This window comes from Jeotgalibaca sp. MA1X17-3 (assembly GCF_021513155.1).
Classification (GTDB): Bacteria; Bacillota; Bacilli; order Lactobacillales; family Aerococcaceae; genus Jeotgalibaca.
On sequence record NZ_CP090984.1, the window covers coordinates 55,319 to 78,940 of the forward strand.

The following is a 23,622-nucleotide window of genomic DNA, read 5'->3' on the forward strand; positions in this document are numbered from 1 at the left end:
GTGAAGGCATGAAAAAAAATAATAAATGGTATTTAACTATCATGTTATCTGTAATAGTATTAATAGTTTATGTGGGCTATTTTATTATAGATAGAGAAGAAGATTCTCGCAATGACATTGTAAATATAGAATTACCATTAAATAATACTATTAATCAAAATAAAAACAGCAGTAAGTTGCCCATTCCACCTCTCTTGGAGGATAAGAATCCTGAAAGTGGAAAAGCAGAATTTGATTTGAGCGTACAATATGGAGAAATGGAGTTTTTTGAAGGCCAAAAAGCAGATACTTTGGGTTATAACGGAGACTATCTAGGTCCCATTATAAAGGTTAGTAAAGGTGATGAAGTAAAAATAAATGTAAAAAATACACTGGATGAATTCACTACCGTACATTGGCATGGTTTAGAGGTACCAGCTGAGATGGATGGGGGGCCACACCAAGGAATAGAACCACGCTCAACTTGGAATCCCAATTTTACAATCAACCAACCAGCTGCGACACTATGGTACCATCCCCATTTACTAGATAAAACGGGTGAACAAGTCTATAAAGGACTTGCCGGACTCTTCTATATTGAAGACGAAAAATCAAAAGAATTAAATATCCCCAAAGATCATGGTATCAATGATATTCCATTGATCGTACAGGATAAGCGGTTTACGAAAGAGGGAAACATCCCTTATGAATTAAACATGAGAGATACTATGGATGGCTTCTTTGGGAACACCGTTTTAATTAATGGAGCAATCAGTCCTGAATTAGATGTTAAAAGTGAACTGGTTAGATTAAGGATTTTAAATGGATCCAATGCTAGAGATTATGATTTCAACTTTAGCGATAATGCTAGCTTTTATCAAATTGCTTCTGATGGGGGATTTTTAAAAGAAAGTGTAGAAATGACTAATGTAAAGCTCGCACCAGCTGAGAGAGCTGAAATACTCGTTGATTTTTCTAAGTATAAAGTGGGAGATCAAGTAACATTTAGAGATACCGAGAATAATTTGATGACGATAAATATAGTGGAAGACAGTACTAAAAAGATAGAAATACCTAGAGAGCTAGTAGAAATACCAACATACAATAGAGATGATATCGTTCGTTCAAGAGAATTTGTTATGAGTGGTATGGGTCCAATGGTAGCGATTAATGGCAAGCAAATGGATATGGATAGAATAGATGAAGAAGTAAAGGTAAACGAACTAGAAGAGTGGGTGGTATCTAACCAGTCATCAGGAGGAATGATGTCTTCCTCACCTCATCCTTTCCATGTACACGGGGTACAATTTCAGATCGTGGAAAGAAACGGAGAAGTACCCCCATTGAATGAACAAGGTTGGAAAGATACCGTAATGGTCAAAAATAATGAAGAAGTAAAATTATTAGTAATTTTTAAAGAGAAAGGTCTTTTTATGTACCATTGTCATATTTTAGAACATGAAGATTCAGGGATGATGGGGCAATTTATAGTTGACTAACCCTCATTGAAAGCAACTTATAATCCAAATAGTTGGCTAAAATGTAGTGAGGAATATCTTTTATAAATTAGACCACCTGTTTTTCAGACTCAAATCTCTTCCCAATAAGTTTCGTTATCCTTTTATCAGGTCACCTTTATTAAATAGATGTGTGGAATTTGAACATTCAGATTCTTTTAAAGTAGCCATTCATTGTTGTGTTCCTATCAGTTGTCTACTTTCATATAAAAGCGTTAATAAAATAGTGTCACTTGTTAAAAGGGTTTCTTGTCTTATTAAGAACCATTTAACTGTACACACAAAAAAGAAAGCGTTACCATTAAAGTAACCTATACTAGAGAGGAGCCGATCATGCATACCCAATTTGATTATATAGATTCTAATATGTTCTTAGTTTGGTTGATACCGGTAGCAGTCTTCTTAGTGATTGGATTTTCAATCTATATGATAAATAATAATGAAAATAGAACCAGTACAGAATCTGTATTTGATATTTTAGATAAAAGGTACGCAAATGGAGAAATTGATGAAGTAGAGTATCTTCGGAAGAAGAAAGCATTAAAAAGATAATAATACGGTACTTACAAAGTAGGAGGTGAGGAAATGAATATTGTTTATGAGAGAAGAACCGATAAAAGTTTACATGAAGCGATTCAATCTTTAGAAGAGAGTTTAAAAGAAGCTAGTTTTGGAGTATTATGGCAATTAAACTTCAAAGACAAGCTTGCTGAAAAGGGATTAGAATTAAAGGATGATTTTATCGTTCTAGAGGTGTGTAATCCCAAACAGGCAAAAGATGTATTGGAAAAAAATATTCATGTAGGATATGTGTTGCCGTGTAAAATGGTGGTGAGAACTGAAGATAGGAAGACCTACGTGGGAATGACAAGCCCTGAAAAACTTATTGGCTTGTTTGATGAATCAGAATTAAAAGACATCGCTAAGGAAGTGGAAGCTTCTTTAAAAAAAGCTATTGCAGCCTCAATCTAGTCATTTTTGATTGGATACTACAACTAGAAAAGATAGGAAAAAGAAAGAGGAGGAAGAAAGATGAATAAAAGTTATGCAAAATTTCTGGGAATGATTGTTACTGCTGGCATACTCATGTATGGAGTGATGTACCTGAATACCTACGAAATAGATCATGTATATTTTAGTGAAATGCGTTTGTACATGACTATATTATCAACAAGTGTCATGGCCGTTGTCATGCTTTTGTTTATGCTACAAATGCTTAAAAATAAAAAAGCAAATATTTCTATTATTTTAGTAAGCATTTTAGTATTTACAGGTTCGTTCTTTTTGATGCGGAACCAAACAACGATAGACGAAGTAGATTACATGCAAGCGATGATTCCTCATCACTCTATCGCTATACTAGCAAGTGAAAGAGCGAATATTAAAGATCCTAGAGTGAAGAAACTTTCGGAGGATATAATTAAAGCTCAAGAAAAAGAAATCAAAGAAATGAAAGAACTGATTGAAGAGCTTAAATAGAGTTTATTATCAAAGATAATCGGTTTTATTTAACGATAGGATTTTTCAAATGAAGCTAGATAAGAGTTCTTCTGGTATATAGCTCTAAATGGAATGAAACCAATGCTTCAACGCACAGTTTCCAACATCCTTTCCACGGATATGATTTCGATACTTTTATAGTAAACACCTACATTCAAATCATTTTTGATAGGTTTTAATTCTTATGTTCCCTATACGGTCTGTAATAGTCTAAGGCCGTATGGACTTGTTTTCCAATAGTTGATTATCTTATAAATGGTTTGACAAGAACGAATTACGTACTCTGAAATATCTACTCCCTTGCTATTTTGAAACGAGTAGAACTCCATGAGTACACATTCATCTGTGAGAAGATAAGTATGAGTCATTCGTGATCACTTCTTTCTTTTGTTTGATGGGATAGACAAATGGAGTGTACCACGGATGATTCTTTTATTTGCATAGAGTCATTTTACAACTTACAGAATATAAAGGCTCTTCGTCAAATCGTGTTGGTAACTACAAATCCGATGAAGAATGAGAGTCACATAATGAATGCTTTCCAACGAACCGTTGGAGAGCATTTTTTTATTTTTGAACGGTATTACAGGAAATTAAAATTCTAGTTTTGAACTTAGAAAAACTGCGAAATCCAAAGGCTATTCGTTTGATCACTTTAATTTTATTATTGATTCCTTCAATCGGTCCATTTGTGTAAGGATGTAAGAACGTATTTTCTACGTATGATTGATACTTTTTAAGAGTTCGCAGACTTGTTTTCATGTAGGAAGAAAGCCCCACTGGGGCTTCTTTTAAGATCTCTTGGAAAAGAACGAAATCTTTTTGATCAAAGGCAAATAAAAGATCTTGATAGAACTGATACGTCGTTTTGTATTCGTCTCCCAAATTTAAAAGGTAATCCATGACCCCTGTCTGACTTTTCATTCCTTTAAACAATCGGTGATACGAATAGTGAACGGAATTCAAATCGGATTCTCTCTTTAATCCAAGTTTCCAGTACCGCTTGAGTTTGCGATATTTTTTTAAGTCTTCTGGATTTGAAGTCCGATACTGGTTCATACAGGTCACTCTCGTTTGATTCAAAGAACGACTAATAAGTTGGACCAAATGAAACGAATCAATAATAATTTTAGCCCGTGGAAATAATTCGTGAATGAGTGTTAAGTAAGGAGTATTCATATCAATGACAATCGTTTCTACTTTGGAGCGCGTTTCTGTTGAGTAGCGACCAAAGTGGCTTCGAAGGGTTGGTAACCTTCGGTCTGATAAAACATCAATAACCTGGTGGGTCACAGAATCGATATAGATAAAGCTCATCTGATTTCCGACAGAATGAAACTCATCAAAGGATAAATGTTTAGGGAGAGAGTGTGTACGTAATTGAAAGGAAGAAGCCATGATTTGAATGACTCGTGAAGTTGTCGTTGGGCTAACGTGGTGACGCCTCGCTAAGTCTTTCTCTGAAATTTTATCTTTCGATTCAATCGCGATGGATTGTTTAACCGTATTGGAAATGAAGCAATGCCGGTCTACCTCGCTTGTTTCTGCACAGAAAGTAGAGACACATTTTTTACAATAAAAGCGTTGTTTTTTTAGCAGTAAGTATGTTGGGTAATGGCTGGTGCTATTCAACGTTAACCGACTCGTCTTAAAGCCATATTTAATAATAGATGTTCCTTCTTTTCCCATCCCACAGTTGACACACCGGAGAGGTGTGTAGGAAAGGATGCCATAAAAAACCTTCGAGAGAATCCCTTTGATTTTCGTCTCTTTACAAAAGGATTGTAAGAACGTAATGTTTTTATCTTTCAAATCTAGCATGGTTCGAATATAATGAGAATGGGACATGTGAAAACCTCCTTTAGAATGTTGTGTCGTAACTTTATTCTATCGGATTTTTTCACATGTTTCTATTTTTTTGAATAAAAATAGGCATTGGTGATTGTAAGCCACCAACACCAAATATTATAGAGCCAATATAAACATTGTTCCAACAGCAAATAATTGTCTCAAGTAGTTTCAGATTGTAGAGCTAATTGTTCCGTTGGTATGTCCTCTAAATAATTGAGCTTCCGTAGTGTTTTAGACAAAGGAAAGCTTGCCCCCATACTTTTTATTTCTCCTTCAGAAGAGCATTTAAACTAAAAAGATGTATGAACCACTAGTGTTTTTCAAAGCTTACAAAAAATATGTGGAATTCAGGGTATGTTAATATTTTTAAATGATTGAATTGGATGTACACTTTGAGGTGATAAAATGTCAGAATACAAAAAGAACAGCATTACATTGCTAGGTGCTATTAGTTTGGGTACTGGAGTGATGATTGGTGCAGGAATATTTTCTTTATTGGGACAGGTAGCAGAACTTAGTGGACATTTATTTCCCTTTATCTTTATATTTGGAGGGATTGTAACCGGGTTTAGTTCTTATTCCTATATTAAGTTGAGTAATGAGTTCCCTTCATCTGGTGGTATAGCTACATTTTTAATAAAAGAATATGGAAAAACCCCTTTATCTGTATCAGCAGCTATGCTTATGGTTTTTTCAATGATAATTAATCAAAGTTTTGTTGGAAGAACATTTGGTACATATACATTACAACTTTTTGACTCTACGGGGTTAGAGTTCTTAGTCCCTCTTTTAGGTGTAGGATTGCTAGGTTTCGCTTTTTTAATCAATATACTGAGTAATCAATTCATTCAAACTTTTTCATCAATTATCTCGTTAATAAAAGTTATGGGTTTATGTATATTTGCAATTACTATACTGTGGGTAGTTGGATTTACATTTACACCAGCTGAAGTAGGTAGTCAAGTTTTCAACCCTACTTTGTCCGGTTATATCGCTTCAGTTGCTTTGACCATGATAGCTTTTAAAGGATTTACTACAATTACTAATGTTGGCTCAGAAGTTATTAATCCAAATAAAAATGTTGGAAAAGCTATCATGATTTCAATTGCAATAAGTTTAGTAGTATATGTTTTATTAGCTTGGGCAGTATCCAGTAATTTATCCTTAGAGAATATTATAAAGTCCAAAGACTATGCACTTGCGGAAGCTGCGCGGCCAGCGTTTGGGAAACTGGGAGTATGGTTTACGGTTACTATCGCGATTCTTTCAACAACATCAGGAGTTATTGCCAGTGTTTTTGCCGTGTCACGGATGGTAGCAATGCTAACAGAGATGGAACTTATTCCTCATAGTCACTTTGGTATGGCTGGAAACATTCAAAAACATGCATTAGTTTATACAATTGGTATTGGAATGGCGGTAACTATATTCTTTGACTTAACAAGAATAGCTTCAATAGGCACTATTCTCTACTTAGTCATGGACATAATCATTCATTGGGGATTATTGAGGAATTTAAGAGAGCAAGTTAAAGTCAATTCTTTCATTGTTTTTACCGCATTGAGTATGGATACTATTGTACTTGGTGCCTTTATCTGGTTAAAAGCTACAACAGATATAATAGTGGTAATCATATCTTTTGTAGCCATTCTCTTAATCTTCATGGGAGAAAAGTGGTTTTTAAGGAAGAACGTTTAAATACTTTTGCGCAAATATTAATCCTCATTCTGATATGAGAAGTAGACGAGTAGAGCAGTGAATGCAACTCTAACCACTACTGGAGATTTCATAAGCAATTAAAAAATTATTCCAGCTATAGAAAGTCATTATAACTGGATCAATAGCTCGTGCACTGTTACTGGATAATGCGCTAGTAGAATTCTATACTAATTTTTAAACGAGAGCGCACATCAAAGAAATAAATGAGGAAATGAAAAAATAGCTAGTTTCATGCCACATTAACTGAAACCATAGAAAATAAAAACAAACAAATTTTTAAAAATAGTCTCTGTTAGGGTAGTAAACAAGGGTTCTTTCAGATGTTGTTCGCTGAATGGAATATGTCTGAAACACCATAGTGCGGACTATATGGAAAGAATTGATAACTACTATCGATTCTTTCCATGTTGTTTTAAAAACAAGAGAAAGGGAGTTAAACATGATTATTATTCTGTTAGGTGCACCAGGTTCTGGTAAGGGAACCATCGCTGAACTAATCCAAAAAAAACATCAAATTCCAATTATATCTTCAGGGGAAATACTACGCGCCGAAATGAATAAAAGAACAGAAATAGGGAAAAAAGTTTCTCGTTTTCTCTTGTCAGGGGAATTAGTTCCTGATGAAATAATTAATTCACTGATTGAAAATAAAATAAAACAACTTCGATATGAGCAATCAGTTATTATAGATGGTTATCCTCGTAATCAAAATCAAGCTATCGCATTAAATAAAGTATGGAAGTCAGAACTGATTGTTTTTTATTTAGATTTACCAAAAAAAACTTTAGTAGATCGGCTGTTACATCGTGGTAGGGTAGATGACACAGAAAAAATTATTGAACGACGGTTTGAGGTGTATTTAAATGAGACTCAACCATTAATAGATTATTACACACGAACAGATGTTTTAATAAAAATAAATGAAATATCTTCAATGGAGATTTTTAAAAAAATTGAAACAGTTTTATAAACCGGAAGTCATTTTATCACAGGATAAAATTAAAAATTTTAGGGATAGTCATTTCTGAGACTATTTTTGAGTTTAGCAATGAATGAGGCTATCTTTAGAAAATTAAGTTTGATACCCTGACTCTGAAAGAAGCAAAGAAAAGAACTTAATCAACTTAGTCTTAAGAATATCTAATGATTTCCAATAAAGGAGAAGATGTAAATGAACAACGAAACTAAAAAAATTAAAAATCGCTATAATCGTGTTTCTCATATTTATGATCTTTTAGAAAGACCAATGGAAGCGGTGATAATGAGTTCGTGGAGAGAAAAGCTGGTTGCGATTGTTGAAGGAAAACAAGTTTTGGAAGTTGGGGTTGGTACTGGGAAAAACTTACTTTTATATCCGGAAGTTTTAGAAGTAATCGGTATCGATTTTAGTGAAGATATGTTAGAAAAGGCAATTAAAAAGACAAAAGAAAAAAAGAATATTACGTTAATAGAAATGGATGTCCAGGACATGAGGTTTGCAGATAATACTTTTGATACGGTTGTTACTTCTTGTGTATTTTGTTCGGTTCCAGATCCTATAAAAGGGCTAGAAGAAATAAAAAGAGTCTGTAAAGCCAATGGTAAAATTGTTATGTTGGAACATATGAGAAGCCATCATACTGTTGCTGGTAATTTTATGGATATGTTAAATTTTATCCCTTTGCATATTTGGGGAGCTAATATTAATAGAGAGACAATCACTAATCTTTTGAAGGCTGGATTCAAAGAAGAAGATATAGTAACCCAAGACTTATGGAGTGATATTGTGAAATTAATAGAAATAAGAAATAACAAATAAACATGTAGGGTCCATTAAAATGGATTTTACATGTTTATTTATTTAAGTAGTAGATAAGTCTATTTCTAGGTGGCACCTCACTGTTTGTTTCACTAATTTACAGTGTTGCCTTGGCATGTGAGGGATAAAGATAGTGGGAGTGATTATTTTAGGCGAAAAATTACAACTAGGAATCGTAGGAGTTTAGATATCAATAGGAATAAATTTATATTCGATCTTTATTCCTTATATATGTACTCAATCAAATAATACCTCACTATCAAAAAGTTAGATTTTTCTAATAAAACATTACAATAAATTTGTATCAAAAACAATCGATTATGAGACGAAATTAAATGACCCCTTTTATTTAAGAAAGGAGGTCATTTTTTGTATCATAAGTTGTTTCTTTAACTACATCTCTTTAACTACCTTTTATGATACAATTAACGTAAGTGAGTAAAGTGAGAAAGGAAGAAGAACATGAGTGGATATTTATATGGCTATGCCCGAGTTAGTACGCATTCACAAGAATTAAATCGTCAATTGGATTTACTCAACGAACAAAATTGCAATGAAATCCTAACTGAAAAAATGACTGGGACCAAAGTGAATCGGCCACAACTAAATCGTCTAAAAGACAAGTTACGACCTGGCGATACGGTGATTGTGGAAAGTTTTTCTCGATTGGGTCGTAGCACCAAAGATTTAATTGATTTGGTAAATTATTTTGAAGAACATGAAGTAAAACTTGTCAGTTTGAAAGAAAATTTCGATACAAGTACACCCCATGGACGCTTAATGATGACAGTTTTCCAAGCGTTTAGTCAGTTTGAACGTGATTTAATTGTCGAACGTACCAAAGAAGGTCTGAAAAGTGCCCGTGCCAGGGGTCGTAAAGGTGGACGTCCACGTGTTAACCAGAAAGATATTGATCGAGCAGTAAAATTGTATGAGAGCCAAACATACAGCGTAAAAGAAATTACTGAAATGACTAACATCAGTAAAGCTACTCTTTACCGCTATCTAAATAACAAGAAAAAATAAAGCATTGCGCCCTTCTCAGTAAGGTGGTTTGTCAATGCAAGAAAAGGAGTACTAAAATGAATGTGGAACAAATGATTTATAAAGCAGCAACAGATTTAATTGAAAAAAGGTATCCTTCTGGCTGGGGTGGCGCATCAGCAATGTATACTGAAGATGGTGTCATTTTAACTAGCATATCACCCGATGTTATTAATGCTTCAACCGAATTATGCATGGAAACAGGTGCAATCCTTGAAGCCCATAAACTCAACACTAAGGTCACACATACGATTTGCGTTGTAAGAGATAACGAAAACGCTGATTTTAAAGTTTTAACTCCTTGTGGTGTATGTCAAGAAAGACTTTTTTACTGGGGAGAAGATGTGAAGGCAGCTGTAACTAATTCAGACGGTAACTTGGAATATAAAACATTAAAGGAAATACAGCCCTATCACTGGTACAAGGCCTATACAAAGTGACTTAATAGATATTTACTTATAAAGCAGTCTCATTTAAAATTCTTGTTTTTAAGCCATTTAATTCTATTTTCAAAATATAAAGTACACTTTATAAATAAGAAAGGATTGTTGATATGGTCAAAATAACAAAGGAAATCTATGAACAAATAAAAATGGATCTTCCAAGAATAGAGGAGAGTCTATCTTCAAAAAATGGCTCCCAAAAATTATGGAGAAAATTAAGAAGTAAATATTCTATTCTGTTACCTGGATTAACGGACCATGTCAAAGAGTCAGGGAAATCGGCCTATCATGGAAGCGAATTTGATTACCGGCCAGAACTTGAACAATTAATAGAAGCTATACTAGCTTATATGATTGTCAATCCCGTGGAGCAACAATCCAATGAGGAAATAAATAATGAAGGAAGTGAATTATTAAACCAATCTCTCCCTCGGTCAATAGATGAAATAATTAATGAGAAAATAGAAGAATCGAAGATATACATAAGATCTAAGGAATCTAAACAGAAACAAATTGCATTAGAGAAAATTTGGGATACTTTCGAAAGGTTAAAGACAATTTATGGAAAAGATAAAAAGAAATCTATAAATAAGCTAATTGATATAGTTAGTAAAAAATCACCAGTAACAAAAGAATTGTTAAGTAAAGAATTTGATGAATTAACAAAAATCGGAAATGCTTACCATATTAGGCATTTTGAAATTGGAAAAGAGCCTATTCATTCAGATGAATTTAGAGAGTATTTATATTTCAGAGTTTTAAGCTTAATAAGTTATTGCCTAAATGAAGTGAACATATAATGAATGAAAATAACGTGTTTTAAGCCTATTTCAGATTTAAATATGAGTAACTACCCACGAACCCACCTTAAAACACGTTTTGATTTTATGGTTACTAAGTCTTTAGATTATTTTACTAAATTAACTATCAATCAGGAGGAAGCATTATGAGAGAAATAGAGTTTAGGGTGTTCGATTTATATGAAGGTAAAGTACTGTATGGAGATCAAATTCCAAAAAAAGGGGTAGGTCTTTTAGAAAGCATTCGCCAATTATCAGGAAATAGCTACGAGTTAAGTCAATACACAGAGATAGCCGATTTAGAGGGGAAGAAAATATATGAAGGGGATATCGTTGAAGTTTTAGATATAAAGATTATTAATTATGAAATCCATAATAATATACTAGGTGAAGGAATAGTAAAATATATCTCGGGAATTCCTACTGTAACATTTACAAATAAAGGTGAAATCTATACTTTTTCACTTAATGATAGAGAACATGAATTCAGAGTGACTGGGAATCGTCTAGAAAATAAAAGTTTTAGGTAAGAGAATATCGCTCAAAATTTTCTAAAGCTGGAAATGATTAAGAAATTATAATATTTTCTGCTGCTGCCACCAGGTTAGTATTGCTAATCTTTATTATAGTCAATACTCAAGAGTAATGACTATGTAGCTCCCTAGGTATACTTGATATAAAAATCACATATATTAATTCTATAAAATTATTATTAATATTAAAATTGATTTTATAAAAATGGATAAACTCATTTACATTGGTAGAAAAGCATAGAAATGAAACAATTAGTTGAAATTTTTTTATAACTTCCAGTTGGGACTTGTTTAACTTAAAAGGAAGTTATATAATTATTTCACATAGGAGGTTTTATAATGGATTTTAAAAATGAAATTGCAATCGTAACAGGAGGGGCCCAAGGAATTGGGAAAGAAGTAGTGAAAGGAATTATTGAGGGTGGAGGAAAAGTAATCATCGTTGATATAAATGAACGAGTAGCAAAAGAAACGGTGGATGAACTTGGTGATGCAGTCTCTTTCTATAAAATGGATTTGGGAGATTCTGATCAAATTAGAATAACAATGAAACAAATCATAGAGGATTTTGAAAAAATTGATATTCTTATCAATTGCGGTGGAATTGTTAGTACAAAACCTTTTCAAGATATATCACAAGAAGAATGGAATCGTGTGTTATCTATTAACTTGACCGGGACATTTGCAACTTGTCAATCAATCTATTCTCATTTTATAGAAAATAAAGGCGGAAGAATTGTCAACGTATCCTCTGTTGCAGGTAAGATTGGTGGGGGACTTTTAGGGACTTCTGCCTATGCTACCTCTAAAGCAGGAGTCAATGGCTTAACAAAGGCAATCGCTAAAGAAGGTGGCAAGTACGGTATTCGTTGTAATGCAGTATGTCCATCCTATACAAATACAGCAATGACAAATAATTTAAAAGAAAATAAAGAGTTAGAAGCAAAAGTTATTAATATGATTCCATTAGGACGCCGTGCTGAACCAAATGAAATTGCTCAAATGATTTTATTTTTTGCTTCTAATTTGGCAAGCTTTGTAAACGGTGAAATTGGAGACTGTGATGGGGGGATCGTACTGGATTAAGCCAGTATGTAAATAAGACTATGGCAACCTTTATAGAAAAAATTAAAAAAATTAAGATTCCAGGTGATACCATTGTGATTCCTATGTTTATTGGAGTCACCATTGCCTCATTATTCCCACAAGTATTTGAGATAGGTGGATTTACGACAGCAATGATCAAAGGAACAGGCCCTCTGGTTGGGGTGTTTATGCTCTTTATTGGTGCTTCTTTATCGTTTAAAAATGCACCAAAAGCAATGATGCGTGGTGGAGTAATCATTTTTGTTAAAGTTGCTATTTCAGTTATTATTGGACTGAGTGTGGCTAAATTCATGAATAATAGTTTGTTCGGGTTGAGTTCCCTTGCCATTATTGGAGCAATGTCTGTAGCGAACAATGCATTATATTCTGGAATTACAGCCAGCTACGGTACAGAGATTGATCGGGGTGCAGTCGCAATGACAACTATTAGTGTAGGACCGACTGTTGCTATGATTGCATTGAGTTCTTCTGGACAAGCAAATATTCCATTTCTACAAATTATAGGTTCTATTCTTCCGTTAGTTTTAGGAATGTTGTTGGGTAATTTTAGCCCTTTTCTTAAGAAACACTTAACGGCAGGAATAACGCCTATCATTATTGTATTAGGTTTTGTATTAGGTGCGAATATGAATTTCCGGCAATTGATATCAGGTGGCTTCGCAGGAATTTTACTTGGATTAATTGTTGTTGGAGTTGGAGGTGTTTTTTGTATCCTTGCCGATAAAGCTACAGGTGGTACAGGGATTGCAGGAGCAGCAATATCGAGTACAGCAGCTAGTGCAGTTGCAACACCAGCTGCTATTGCTTTAATCGATCCGAATTTAGCAAGTTTAGTGGCTGTTGCTACGCCACAAATTGCAGCATCTGTAATTGTTACAGCTATTTTAACCCCAATGCTAACAGGTTACATAGCAAAGCACAGTAAAAAAAGCTCTGTAACAACTTTGATTTAATCTATTTGATGAATACTTAATTCTGAATAGAATGCCTCCTTCTCTTTGATTAAAAAAGAGGAGAAGGCATTTTTATTTTATCTTCAACTATAATAGGCTCTTCGTCAAATTGGGTTGGTTACCACAAATCTGATGAAGAATGAGAGTCACATAATGAATGCTTTCCAACGAACCGTTGGAGAGCATTTTTTTGTTCGCCCAGCATGGGCGAACTCTAACGGGTGCAAGTCCCGAATGCGACCGGACAGTGGTAAGCATATAGTTGAGGGCAGGGGTGTCTACCGTGAGGTGGAATCTGAAGAAAAACTATATTTAGTCAAGAGAAAAATTGAAATATGTTTCAATAAAGACATTCATAAAAATGGGCATAACAAATAAGCTTAATTTTAGTTTTTTTAAAAATTAAGCTTAAATTTTTTCGATGTATGTCACATTATTTTTGAGTAAATAGAAAATAATACGTACTAACTTTTTTGCAACATGGCTTAAAGCAACATTGTAATGTTTTCCTTCTCTGATTTTTTTCTGCATGTAATTACGAAATAAAGGTGAATGAATAGCAACTAATCGTGCAGCCTGATGTAAAGCCCATCGCAAAGAAGAGGAGCCTCGTTTCACCATCTTTCCTTTTCCATCATGGCTTCCGGACTGATTAACTGAAGGTTCCATCCCTGAAAACGCAAGTAATTGTGCTGGGTTTTTAAAATTATTGATATTTCTCACTTCTGCAAGAATAACACTCCCTAAGCGATTTGATATGCCAGGAATACTTGTAATTGGAGAATTAAGCTGGCGCATGAGTACATCAATTTGTTTGTCTACTGCCTTAATTTTCACAGTATAGAATTCAATAATTTCAATGGCTTGTATCATTTCTTGTTCAAGAATAGTTGAGACTTGACCAATAGAATTTTTAGCCAGATACCGAATTTCTTCCGCTAAATAATGCTCAAGTGAATATTGATGTTGAAACAAAAGTAGTACGCAACATTTTATTGACCAAAGAAGAAAAAATATAAGAAATTTTCTTGACTGAACATGGTTTAGTTTTTATTACAAATAGTTCAATCACGAAAATTTCTACTCAAGGAGACCATAATGCCCCGGCATCAATAACTTAACCAAATACTCTCCAGATTTTGGAAATTCAGGAATCTTTTATAAGGATTTTAAGGATAAAAATTGATTTGTCTTAGTGACAATTACTTGGGGAAAACTTGGTATTGAACTCTATATTTATTATTTTAACACAGCGGGAATTTCGTATAGGTATAGTTGTTACTAGCGGTATAGTTATCATTAAAGGTTCAAATTGGCTAATAAACTTTATAATATATCGTCAATAATATTATAAATATCAAAATGATCAATAGATTATCATGTGGGCTTATGGTTTATTATCAAATAAATCAGAAAATTATATTAAAAAACTAATCGAAAAATGTTCTGGTCAAGAAATTGTTAAGGAATTATTGTATCACCTTGGAATAGTAGAAGAAGATATTAAAATGCTATCTAAAAATTCTTGTACAATAGTTTCGATCTATGTGCCGTTTATTACTTCATATTTTATATTAAGAAAAGTAAAAATCGTCCTTTGGTGGTTCCAGATGGATCAAAAAAATTGGTGTTTATTGAGAATTTTTCAGAAAAAATGAGATACTGTATTTACTACTGAAAATTCTGTCAGAATAGCTATGGAAACTGTTTACCAATTACTAAACATCGAAAGTGTATTCCTGAAGTATTTTCTACTGCTTATGATATTCGTGCACTTGCCAATGCCTTATGCTACTTAACAGACAAGCAGAAATATACAGAAACTAATCTACCTTTTAAAACATCATTTTATTTATGTCTAACGAAAAAATTAGTTGTGAGACAGAACATAACAATTTTAAAAAAGGCTCTGTGTCAATTCGCATTGCCCATTCTAAAATTGTAAAAAATAGAGTTGTTTTATGAAATTCATTCAACTAACTGTTAAATGAATTTTTTAGTGTCATATGATTGTAGGAAGAGGGGTAAATACTCTAATGCAAGGCAGACTGGAAGCGTAAAAGTAGTGAGAGTAGAGATCTATAGTATCGATATGAGGAAACAAGATGGTACCTTATTAAGAAGTGGAATTGCAAATTCAGATAACTTAAAAATGGTGAATAAGAAAGCGTACTAAAATAAAGGATGATGTAGTAGGTAAAGTAATCCATATTTATGTCTGAAGAAATTTTTTTGTAATATATTTTATTTTCTTCGAGGTATTGCAATAGATGGATTACTGACTAATTGTTTGGAAGAATAAAAAACAATTTTCTTTTTTACGTTTTGTCAGTTCAGATTCTGTAACTCTTTTGACAATTTATTAGTTGGTGAACCCTACTACTTTTTGTTGTACTTCATACTTAGAAATAACCAAAACGGACAAAGCAAACCTTTTGTCCGTTGAAATGATGGCGCTTACTAGGTAAACTAGATTTATAGTTAAATAATACGCTTTATTCGTTTATTACGCCATTTGATAGAGGTTTTATACAAATTTTTTAAAAAAATAGGAGGAAAAGAAATGAGAAAAGCATTTATTAGTCCATCAAAATATGTCCAAGGTGAAAATGAATTATTAAATTTAGGGTTTTATATTAAGTCATTAGGTGAATCAGCATTAGTTATCGGGAATCCCGATGATATCAATCGGGTTCAAGATAAATTGGATCAAACATCTAAACATTTCAGAGTCACTTTACATTTAGCTGACTTTAGTGGAGAAGCAACACGAGAAGAAGTTGACCGTCTTAAAAAGCTAGCCAAAGAAAAAGGAGCAGATGTCATCGTTGGTTTAGGCGGGGGAAAAGCAATTGATACATCTAAAACAGTTGCGAACGGCCACAACTTAATTGTCTGTCCAACTATTGCAGCTACAGATGCACCAACTAGTCATTCAGCTGTGTTGTATACAAAAGATCACCAATTTGATGATTATGCTTATTTTATTCAAAATCCTAGTGTAGTACTGATGGATACTACCGTAATTGCTCAAGCTCCAACCCGATTCTTAATCTCTGGTATGGGCGATGCTTTAGCTACTTATTATGAAGCGCGTGCAACACGCCGTTCAAATTCAAATGTAAATGCTGGATTGCCTAATGGTTTTTATTCAGGAGATACTGAACCTGCGAAAGGAACAATTGCCTCTATCACGCTAGCTAGAGTCTGTTATGAAACGATTTTAGAAAGCGGCTATAATGCCAAAATTGCATGTGATAATAATGTTGTTACACCAGCACTAGAAAATATTATTGAAGCCAACACCTTATTATCTGGCCTAGGTTTTGAATCAGGCGGACTTGCTGCAGCCCATGCTATTTATAATGGTTTAACTGTTTTAAATGGTCCTCATAATTATTTCCATGGAGAGCAAGTAGCCTTTACAACTTTTGTTCAACTTATTCTTGAAGACGCACCAACAAAAGAAGTTGAAGAGTTATTAGATTTCAGTTTATCTGTTGGGTTACCTATTTCTTTAGCAGACTTAGATGTAGAAGAAGTGAATTATGAAGAAATTCTTAAAGTTGCACAAAAGGCTTGTATCCCTGAAGAATCTATCCATGCTATGCCGTTTAAAGTGACTCCTGAAAGCGTCGCTCAAGCGATTATTGCAGCTGATGCACTCGGACGTGACTACAAAAAACGTAAGACAATAAAATAATAAACGTTAAAAATATAAAGTAAAGGATGGAAATAGATGAAAAAAATTATGAATGACCCGAATAAAATCGTTGAAGAAATGATTGAAGGTATGATTGTTGCTCACTCTGAGTTAATCCAAAGAGTACCTAAAACAGGTATTATTCAACGTAAGGCAGAAAAAACTGGAAAAGTAGGTATTGTTTCTGGTGGAGGAAGTGGACATGAACCGGCCCACGCAGGATTTGTTGGGGAAGGAATGTTGTCTGCAGCAGTTTGTGGCGCAGTCTTTACTTCACCAACTCCGGATCAAATTTTAGAAGCTATCAAGGTGGCGGATGAAGGTGCTGGTGTCTTCTTAATCATAAAGAACTATTCCGGAGATATTATGAATTTTGAAATGGCTCAGGAACTTGCTGAAATGGAGGATATAGAAGTAGATAGTATTGTTGTAGATGATGATGTGGCTGTTGAGGATAGCTTGTTTACCCAAGGGAAACGTGGAGTGGCAGGAACGATACTTGTGCACAAAATACTCGGTTATGCTGCTCAGCAAGGAAAATCAATTAAAGAAATAAAACAAATGGCTGAAGAACTAATACCTAATATCAAAACAATTGGACTCGCTCTTACTGGGGTAACAACACCAGGGGCTGCTCAAGCAAGCTTTACTTTAGGTGAAGATGAGATTGAATATGGAGTAGGAATTCATGGAGAACCTGGTTATCGTAGAGAGAAGTTACAACCTTCTTATGATGTTGCTGATGAATTGCTAACGAAGTTAGCCGGAGAATTTGATGCAACGAAACGGTTTGCGGTGATAATCAATGGCCTCGGAGGAACACCTCTGATGGAACAATACGTTTTTACAAATGATGTAAAAAAACTGATGAATAAACGTAAATGGTCTATTGATTTTTATAAAGTAGGAAACTTTATGACATCCCTTGAAATGCAAGGGTTGTCGCTAACTCTACTTTGTCTAGAAAATGATTTTTATATGGAAGCATTAAATGCACCAGTTGAAACGATTAGCTGGTAAAAAAAACTAAATAATAAATGAGAGGATTTCAAATGAATATGGACTTACAAACAGGTATACGTTGGATGGAATTATTTAATGAAAAAATCCAACAAGAAAAAGAGTATTTGACTCAACTTGATACACCAATTGGAGATAGCGATCATGGCAATAATATGTCGCGAGGTATGTCTCACGTTGTTCAAGCAATTGAAACAGAATCTCCTGATTCACTAGAGGCACTCTTGAAACTAGTTACATCAACCTTACTAAGTAAAGTTGGTGGAGCTTCTGGCCCTTTATATGGTTCGGCATTTATGGGTATGTTGAAAACTTTTAAAGAAGATAATACTTCATCATGGGGGAAAATCCTCCAAGGTGGATTATATAGTATCCAAAAACGCGGCAAAGCCGAAGTTGGAGATAAAACGATGGTTGACGTATGGGCACCAGTTGTTCAAGCAGTAGAAAATAATCAGTTAACTCATGTGATTATTGAAGAAGCGGTTGAAGCAACCAAACCACTAAAAGCTAAAAAAGGTCGTGCTTCTTATGTAGGGGATCGCTCCATTGGACATATTGATCCAGGCGCCTATTCATCTGCCTTATTATTTTACACAATGTTACAATCGGAGGAGAAATAATGGATAAACCAGGAATAATTATTATCTCTCATGTGTATGAAATTGCAAAAGGAATCGAACGATTGCTAAAAGAGGTCGCCAGAGATGTTCCAATTAAAGTAATTGGAGGAGTAGATAAAGTGGATATTGGTACCAGTTTTGATACGATTCTTGAATTGGTTAATAGTCATCCGTCTACTAACTTATTAGCCTTTTATGATTTAGGTAGTGCCAAGATGAACTTAGAGATGGTACAAGATTTAAGTGACAAGACCCTTACTATTTATAATGTACCAGTTGTTGAGGGGGCCTATGCTGCAGCAGCGCTACTACAAGCTGGGGTGACTAAAGAAGGTGTTGAAGAGCAATTAAAGGAAATGCAAATGGATAAGTAAAAAATAGTATATTATTAATCAATCTAAGCAATAATATTGTAACCTGAAATTGTTGTCATGAAAACAACTACAAAATCTTCTGGCATATTTCTAAATTACGTTAACAAGATAGCCGATAGGGGAAGTAACGACGCCGAATTAAAGGTAGTTGTATAAAAAAATTATAATAGCAGAATTTGTGTACCAATATTTTTAGGAAGTCGGACGTAAATACTTGCATCAACGAGCAGAAATTTCGGATGTTGGATTGTCTATACTAAACTGTACAAAATTTATAGGGTCTGCAATCTGAAGTCCAACGGACTTTTGTATCCGAGGGTTCCGTGAATCCTAAATTTATTGAACCAATTGATATAATCACTCAGCTCTACTTTCAGGTGGTTAAGATTCGTAAACTGCTTTTGATAAATAAATTCTGTCTTGATTACTTTAAAGGTAGCTTCTGCTACCGCATTGTCATAGGGACAGCCCTTCATGCTTAATGATCGACGAATACCAAACGTTTTCAAAGCTTCATCTATCACTTTTTTTTAGCCATGTATCAAAAGAAGAAAGAGACAAGTCATATTCTTGAATAATCGTTGTTCTTGATTTTCCAGTATCATGTAATTTCACAATTTGATTTTTAAATTCTTTGGTATAGGTACGCCTTGGTCTTCTTTCGGTCATAGTAGATTCTCCTTTTTATTCTTCATTAGAATTTTACAAGACCTTAATTTTATTGTCCAACTAAGTGTAGCCTATCCAATGAGATTACTTGAAGACGGAGGATCTCATTAAATAAAAAAGCATATGTCGTAAGACTCTCTTACAGTATATGAATCAATATTATGAGTGGAATATTGTTGTTATTACCTGGGAAGGTTTGCTGAAGTTATTAACAACAAAGGGATATATTATCTTATATAGAATGTAATATAAAAAAATGGCTCTTCATCAAATGACATCGATGAGTATTAAAATTCGCTAATGTTATTTTTGATATTTCGTGATTAGTTTTAGAAATTATCTTAAAACTGTATAAACTATGTTAGTAGTACCCAATTGCGAATTTTTGAGCGATTTAATGTTTATTCGTCCGTAAATTAATAAATATGTATAGATTTTCTTATGGCTGAAAATGATGATAAATGTAGAACAAAAAGTTAATTATATAAATGGAGGTTATTAACGTGAAAAGAAGAACGTTAGTGTTACTTATCACATCGCTCTTATTAATTTTTGTCGGAAGCTTTATTGCTTCTATGAGCAACAGTTCATCTGGAGATGTAGATATCTCACGCATAAGTTTTGAAACGGATAACGGCGAACTTTCTGGTCTATTATACTTGCCAGAAGGGGCCAAAGATGAGCCGCGTCCAACAATTGTGGCTACACACGGTTATTTAAACTCGGCAGAAATGCAAGCAGCACAAGCAATAGAAATGTCGAAGAGAGGATACGTAGTGTTAGCCCTTGATCTATATGATCATGGTCATTCAGTAGGGGAAATGGATAAGTCAATTCCATTCTTTTCTTTCTGGCTAACAGCTATGTATGATGCTGTCAACTACATGTACGAACAAGATTTTGTTTTGAAAGATGAAAATAATAATGGTGTCATCGCTGTTTCTGGCCATTCTATGGGAGGGTTTTCTTCAACGCACGCAGTACTCTTGGATGAAAAATTTTACGAACAATCAGGGTTTAGAAAGATTAGTAGTTCTTTAACAATGGGTTCAGATTACTCTAATATTTATGTTTTAGGTTATGAACTAAACGACATTGTCAATGCATATGGACCTAGAACCTCTGGTGCAATTGCAGGAAAGTATGATGAATTTTTCTTTAGTCCGGAGGCAGCAGCGCTAGGAAAAACCGTTGTCGAAAAAGATTATATTAGCACAAAGGAAGCACAATCATTTCTGGGTAATCCTGAAAATCCAAGTGTTGGCGAATTTTACAAAGCTAGCGGTGGCAAGCGAGTTATTTATCAACCTAAAGAAACCCACCCCTGGAATCACTTCTCAATGAATACTACAGATCATGTAATTGATTTTTATGATGAATCATTTTCAGAATATTCTGATATTATAAAAGTTGGGAATGCTAATCAATCATGGATGTATAAAGAATGGTTCTCATTTTTGGCTTTAATTGGTTTCTTCTTAATGTTTGTACCTGTCGTTAAAATATTGTTGAAAGTACCGTTCTTGTCAAAAGCAATCGTTGATAGACCAAAATCACTGCCTGTTCCCAATACAAATAGCGAAAAAACTTCAAACTTAATAATGATTATATTTGGATCGTTTATGCCAGCCTTACTATTCACTACATTCTATAGTGGTGTAGAAGTTGGACTGAGATTAATGACGCAAATTAACTATATTATTATTGCAATAAGTTTAATTACTTTGGTTTTTGCTTACTTTAAGGATAAGCATTCGGACATTAAAAAAGTTTCAATTGCGGTACTTATTACTAGTATTGCCCAATTTATACTGATAAAATATCGTGGTACATTAATTGAAGTTAGTGATTTTTTAGGAGCTCCAACAGGAAATACGATTGCATACTGGGCTATCAATATTGCACTGATTACGCTAATGGTGTTGATAGTGAATTATTTTATTTATCAAAAACCTAAAGGAGTAACAATTGAAAATTACGGCTTGAAAGTTAATGTGAAAACTGTGCTTGCATCCTTAGCAGTTGCGGCGATTGCTATTGCTGTTAGTTATCTCATGTTATTTATAGTGGATGCTCTATTTAAAACAGATTTTAGATTGTGGACATTAGCAGTTAAAACATTTGAAACCCATCACCTTGTAGCTTTATTAAAATATGCACCGCTATTCTTTGTTTTCTACTTTATAGTGGGATTATCCATAAATTCCAATACAGCGGATGAACGCTTTGATGGTATTAAGGGGTACCTTGTTTCAATCTTTATGTTTGTAGGCGGGTTAATATTCTACTTAATCTACCAATATGGATCGTTATTCGTAATGGGCCAAGCAGCATTTCCGTCAGAGGCACTATCATCAATTGTTGTAATTGGGTTGGTACCTGTACTAATTATAGCTGCAATATTTAATAGATACTTCTATAGATTAACTGGGAATGTTTATTTAGGAACATTTATTAACGTATTCTTAATGACTCTTGTTCTATTGGCTAATACTGCACTTTATGCGACTCTATAATTGTACATTATAACAATATAACTCGAAAGTAAAGTTGTACAACATATGATGTTATTGAGTAAACAAGGGTTCTCTAATAAATCGTGTTAGTGAGTTCAAATGAACTTGCGGCTCTTCGTCAAATATACTAAGGTTAGTAGTGCATATCCCAAAGATGGATATGCACTACTATTTTTTTATATAGTAGAGGTGAAGAGGAGGCCATCAACACCCGAAGACTTTGAGTCTGCACGTCAAACAGGCCCCTTCACTATCCTTGATTGAATCCGTTTGAAGTATGTTGGTCCTTTGAAATCGTCTATAGGAAAGTGGAATCGTTAAGGTATAAGTGGAGTACTTCCATTTAAATAGAAAGGATCGAAAATAAATGAGAGTCATGACTTTAGATGTGAGTAAAGGAAAAAGGTATGTTGTTATTTATGAAGAAGAAGTCTGTGTTGCGGAATTCGAAATTAAACACAATCAAGAAGGGTTTAACCAACTTAAAAGCCAGCTTTGTAAAGAGACCACTAAAGTAGTTTTTGAAGCTACAGGGGTTTATTTTAGACAAATTTAACCCTTTTTAAAGATGGAACGGATTTCATATTGTATCCTAAACCCATTATTGGCTAAAAAAACAAACTGAGGGTTTGCGTGGTAATAAAAAAATAAAATAGATGCATAGAAATTAGCGCAGTCCCATAATCATTTTGATCGTTAAAAAAAGAAGCATCAGACCTTCATCTATTCAGAAATACATGAAGTATCTATCTTGTATGATGAAGTCCACGCTAGTCTTATAAAACAAAGAGCACAACTTCACGCCTTTCTCCAACAGTGTTTTCCAGAGATAGAAACGTTATATTCTAGTAACCTATCTACATATACATTAAATATTATGGAGTGTTTTCCTCCCCCTGCATATATTAAAGAGTTAAGTAAAATAAGAATAAAAAATATAATTCTCGTAAGTACTAAAAAAACATTTCAAAAAAAGCTCTACTAAAAGCAGAACAATTTATTCGTTTAGCAGATAAGTTTTATCCAGCAGTAGATAAAGATCATTTTTTAGTAACTAAAGTTCAATACAGAATCAAGCAGATACAACAATTATTCAATACAAAAGACCAATTATCTAAAAAAATGATTGAACAGTCAAAAAACCTTGATGAATTTTCAGTACTAGTTAGTATACCTGGGATAGGCCCTCTAACTGCTGCGTTGATGATCTCTGAATTAGGGGACATCAGACGGTTTTCTACTTCAAATCAGTTGAACGCTTATGTTGGAATTGATATACGTACTCATCAATCTGGAACGATGAGAAAGAAAGATCGAATAAATAAACGTGGTAATGCTCGCGCTAGAAAAATATTATTTTTTACTATTCGAAATATGTTGAAGACTCAAAAATCTCCACCCAAATTCCTTACACGAACAACTGCTGTTCCAACTGATTGCAGGATACTCGGCTGATTCGTCTCTCAGTTGTCT

24 protein-coding genes and 1 pseudogene are annotated in these 23,622 nt (G+C 33.9%); 21 read left to right on the forward strand and 4 right to left on the reverse strand.

Translation table 11 applies throughout. From position 1 onward, the window contains the following. Positions 1 to 8 precede the first annotated feature (8 nt). The 4 genes from LZ578_RS12180 (at position 9) to LZ578_RS12195 (ending at position 2,975) form a co-directional block, all read left to right on the forward strand. Positions 9 to 1,478, forward strand: coding sequence for a multicopper oxidase family protein (locus LZ578_RS12180; protein WP_235146477.1), 1,470 nt, complete (start codon positions 9 to 11; stop codon positions 1,476 to 1,478). Positions 1,479 to 1,829: 351 nt separating this feature from the next. Continuing rightward, positions 1,830 to 2,048, forward strand: coding sequence for an SHOCT domain-containing protein (locus LZ578_RS12185; protein ID WP_235146478.1), 219 nt, complete (start codon positions 1,830 to 1,832; stop codon positions 2,046 to 2,048). Positions 2,049 to 2,081: 33 nt separating this feature from the next. Next, positions 2,082 to 2,468 (forward strand): DUF302 domain-containing protein, encoded by a 387-nt coding sequence (locus tag LZ578_RS12190; RefSeq protein WP_235146479.1) that lies wholly within the window; start codon positions 2,082 to 2,084, stop codon positions 2,466 to 2,468. A 60-nt stretch (positions 2,469 to 2,528) separates the two neighbouring features. Next, a complete protein-coding gene (locus LZ578_RS12195) occupies positions 2,529 to 2,975 on the forward strand; it encodes a DUF305 domain-containing protein (protein WP_235146480.1) in 447 nt (148 codons plus the stop codon). Between the two features lie 588 nt (positions 2,976 to 3,563). Here the strand turns inward: LZ578_RS12195 and LZ578_RS12200 are convergent. Then, positions 3,564 to 4,844, reverse strand: coding sequence for an ISL3 family transposase (locus LZ578_RS12200; RefSeq protein WP_255763989.1), 1,281 nt, complete (start codon positions 4,842 to 4,844; stop codon positions 3,564 to 3,566). A gap of 408 nt (positions 4,845 to 5,252) precedes the next feature. Here LZ578_RS12200 and LZ578_RS12205 point away from each other — a divergent pair, with 408 nt between their 5' ends. From LZ578_RS12205 to LZ578_RS12245, 9 genes are all read left to right on the forward strand, one after another. Then, complete coding sequence (locus LZ578_RS12205) at positions 5,253 to 6,545, forward strand: APC family permease (protein ID WP_235146481.1); 1,293 nt, start codon at positions 5,253 to 5,255, stop codon at positions 6,543 to 6,545. A 460-nt stretch (positions 6,546 to 7,005) separates the two neighbouring features. Then, positions 7,006 to 7,536, forward strand: a complete 531-nt coding sequence (locus LZ578_RS12210) for a nucleoside monophosphate kinase (RefSeq protein ID WP_235146482.1) — start codon at positions 7,006 to 7,008, stop codon at positions 7,534 to 7,536. Positions 7,537 to 7,737: 201 nt separating this feature from the next. After that, positions 7,738 to 8,364 (forward strand): class I SAM-dependent methyltransferase, encoded by a 627-nt coding sequence (locus LZ578_RS12215; RefSeq protein WP_235146483.1) that lies wholly within the window; start codon positions 7,738 to 7,740, stop codon positions 8,362 to 8,364. A gap of 462 nt (positions 8,365 to 8,826) precedes the next feature. Then, entirely contained in the window at positions 8,827 to 9,390 is a 564-nt protein-coding gene (locus LZ578_RS12220; protein ID WP_235146484.1) for a recombinase family protein, read from the forward strand. 56 nt (positions 9,391 to 9,446) lie between these two features. Then, entirely contained in the window at positions 9,447 to 9,848 is a 402-nt protein-coding gene (locus LZ578_RS12225) for a cytidine deaminase (protein WP_235146485.1), read from the forward strand. A 113-nt stretch (positions 9,849 to 9,961) separates the two neighbouring features. Continuing rightward, a complete protein-coding gene (locus tag LZ578_RS12230; protein WP_235146486.1) occupies positions 9,962 to 10,651 on the forward strand; it encodes a hypothetical protein in 690 nt (229 codons plus the stop codon). A 146-nt stretch (positions 10,652 to 10,797) separates the two neighbouring features. Continuing rightward, entirely contained in the window at positions 10,798 to 11,181 is a 384-nt protein-coding gene (locus tag LZ578_RS12235) for a YopX family protein (protein WP_235146487.1), read from the forward strand. Between the two features lie 342 nt (positions 11,182 to 11,523). Continuing rightward, positions 11,524 to 12,270 (forward strand): SDR family NAD(P)-dependent oxidoreductase, encoded by a 747-nt coding sequence (locus LZ578_RS12240; RefSeq protein ID WP_235146488.1) that lies wholly within the window; start codon positions 11,524 to 11,526, stop codon positions 12,268 to 12,270. Positions 12,271 to 12,290: 20 nt separating this feature from the next. Then, positions 12,291 to 13,244, forward strand: a complete 954-nt coding sequence (locus tag LZ578_RS12245) for a 2-keto-3-deoxygluconate permease (RefSeq protein WP_235146489.1) — start codon at positions 12,291 to 12,293, stop codon at positions 13,242 to 13,244. Between the two features lie 408 nt (positions 13,245 to 13,652). Here LZ578_RS12245 and LZ578_RS12250 read toward each other — a convergent pair whose 3' ends face one another. Continuing rightward, positions 13,653 to 14,219 (reverse strand): transposase, encoded by a 567-nt coding sequence (locus LZ578_RS12250; RefSeq protein WP_235146490.1) that lies wholly within the window; start codon positions 14,217 to 14,219, stop codon positions 13,653 to 13,655. Between the two features lie 404 nt (positions 14,220 to 14,623). Between LZ578_RS12250 and LZ578_RS12770 the strand changes: the two genes are divergently transcribed. The 5 genes from LZ578_RS12770 to dhaM all read left to right on the forward strand — a co-directional run bounded on the left by LZ578_RS12770 (position 14,624) and on the right by dhaM (position 18,964). Next, positions 14,624 to 14,902, forward strand: coding sequence for an oleate hydratase (locus tag LZ578_RS12770; RefSeq protein WP_396326806.1), 279 nt, complete (start codon positions 14,624 to 14,626; stop codon positions 14,900 to 14,902). A 905-nt stretch (positions 14,903 to 15,807) separates the two neighbouring features. Further along, positions 15,808 to 16,947, forward strand: coding sequence for a glycerol dehydrogenase (locus LZ578_RS12255; RefSeq protein ID WP_235146491.1), 1,140 nt, complete (start codon positions 15,808 to 15,810; stop codon positions 16,945 to 16,947). Between the two features lie 36 nt (positions 16,948 to 16,983). Beyond that, positions 16,984 to 17,967, forward strand: a complete 984-nt coding sequence (gene dhaK, locus LZ578_RS12260; RefSeq protein WP_235146492.1) for a dihydroxyacetone kinase subunit DhaK — start codon at positions 16,984 to 16,986, stop codon at positions 17,965 to 17,967. A gap of 38 nt (positions 17,968 to 18,005) precedes the next feature. Further along, positions 18,006 to 18,590 (forward strand): dihydroxyacetone kinase subunit DhaL, encoded by a 585-nt coding sequence (dhaL, locus tag LZ578_RS12265; protein WP_235146549.1) that lies wholly within the window; start codon positions 18,006 to 18,008, stop codon positions 18,588 to 18,590. After that, positions 18,590 to 18,964, forward strand: a complete 375-nt coding sequence (gene dhaM, locus LZ578_RS12270; protein ID WP_235146493.1) for a dihydroxyacetone kinase phosphoryl donor subunit DhaM — start codon at positions 18,590 to 18,592, stop codon at positions 18,962 to 18,964. Before dhaL ends, dhaM begins: the two co-directional genes overlap by 1 nt. A 272-nt stretch (positions 18,965 to 19,236) precedes the next feature. Here dhaM and LZ578_RS12275 read toward each other — a convergent pair. Together LZ578_RS12275 and LZ578_RS12280 are read right to left on the reverse strand one after the other, a co-directional pair. After that, positions 19,237 to 19,491, reverse strand: a pseudogene (locus LZ578_RS12275) (IS3 family transposase); the annotation flags it as partial. Then, positions 19,478 to 19,633, reverse strand: a complete 156-nt coding sequence (locus LZ578_RS12280; RefSeq protein WP_235146494.1) for a transposase — start codon at positions 19,631 to 19,633, stop codon at positions 19,478 to 19,480. The gene LZ578_RS12280 and the pseudogene LZ578_RS12275, both read right to left, overlap by 14 nt. Before the next feature lie 503 nt (positions 19,634 to 20,136). On the opposite strand from LZ578_RS12280, the gene LZ578_RS12285 reads away from it, so the two are divergent. The 3 genes from LZ578_RS12285 to LZ578_RS12295 all read left to right on the forward strand — a co-directional run bounded on the left by LZ578_RS12285 (position 20,137) and on the right by LZ578_RS12295 (position 23,604). Then, positions 20,137 to 22,149: an alpha/beta fold hydrolase gene (locus LZ578_RS12285; protein ID WP_235146495.1), complete on the forward strand. Its 2,013-nt coding sequence runs from the start codon at positions 20,137 to 20,139 to the stop codon at positions 22,147 to 22,149. A 367-nt stretch (positions 22,150 to 22,516) separates the two neighbouring features. Next, on the forward strand, positions 22,517 to 22,705 hold the full coding sequence (locus LZ578_RS12290; protein ID WP_235146496.1) for an IS110 family transposase: 189 nt from the start codon (positions 22,517 to 22,519) through the stop codon (positions 22,703 to 22,705). Positions 22,706 to 23,271: 566 nt separating this feature from the next. Next, the gene (locus LZ578_RS12295; RefSeq protein WP_235146497.1) at positions 23,272 to 23,604 is read left to right on the forward strand and encodes an IS110 family transposase; all 333 of its coding nucleotides are present in this window, start codon (positions 23,272 to 23,274) and stop codon (positions 23,602 to 23,604) included. Positions 23,605 to 23,622 lie beyond the last annotated feature (18 nt).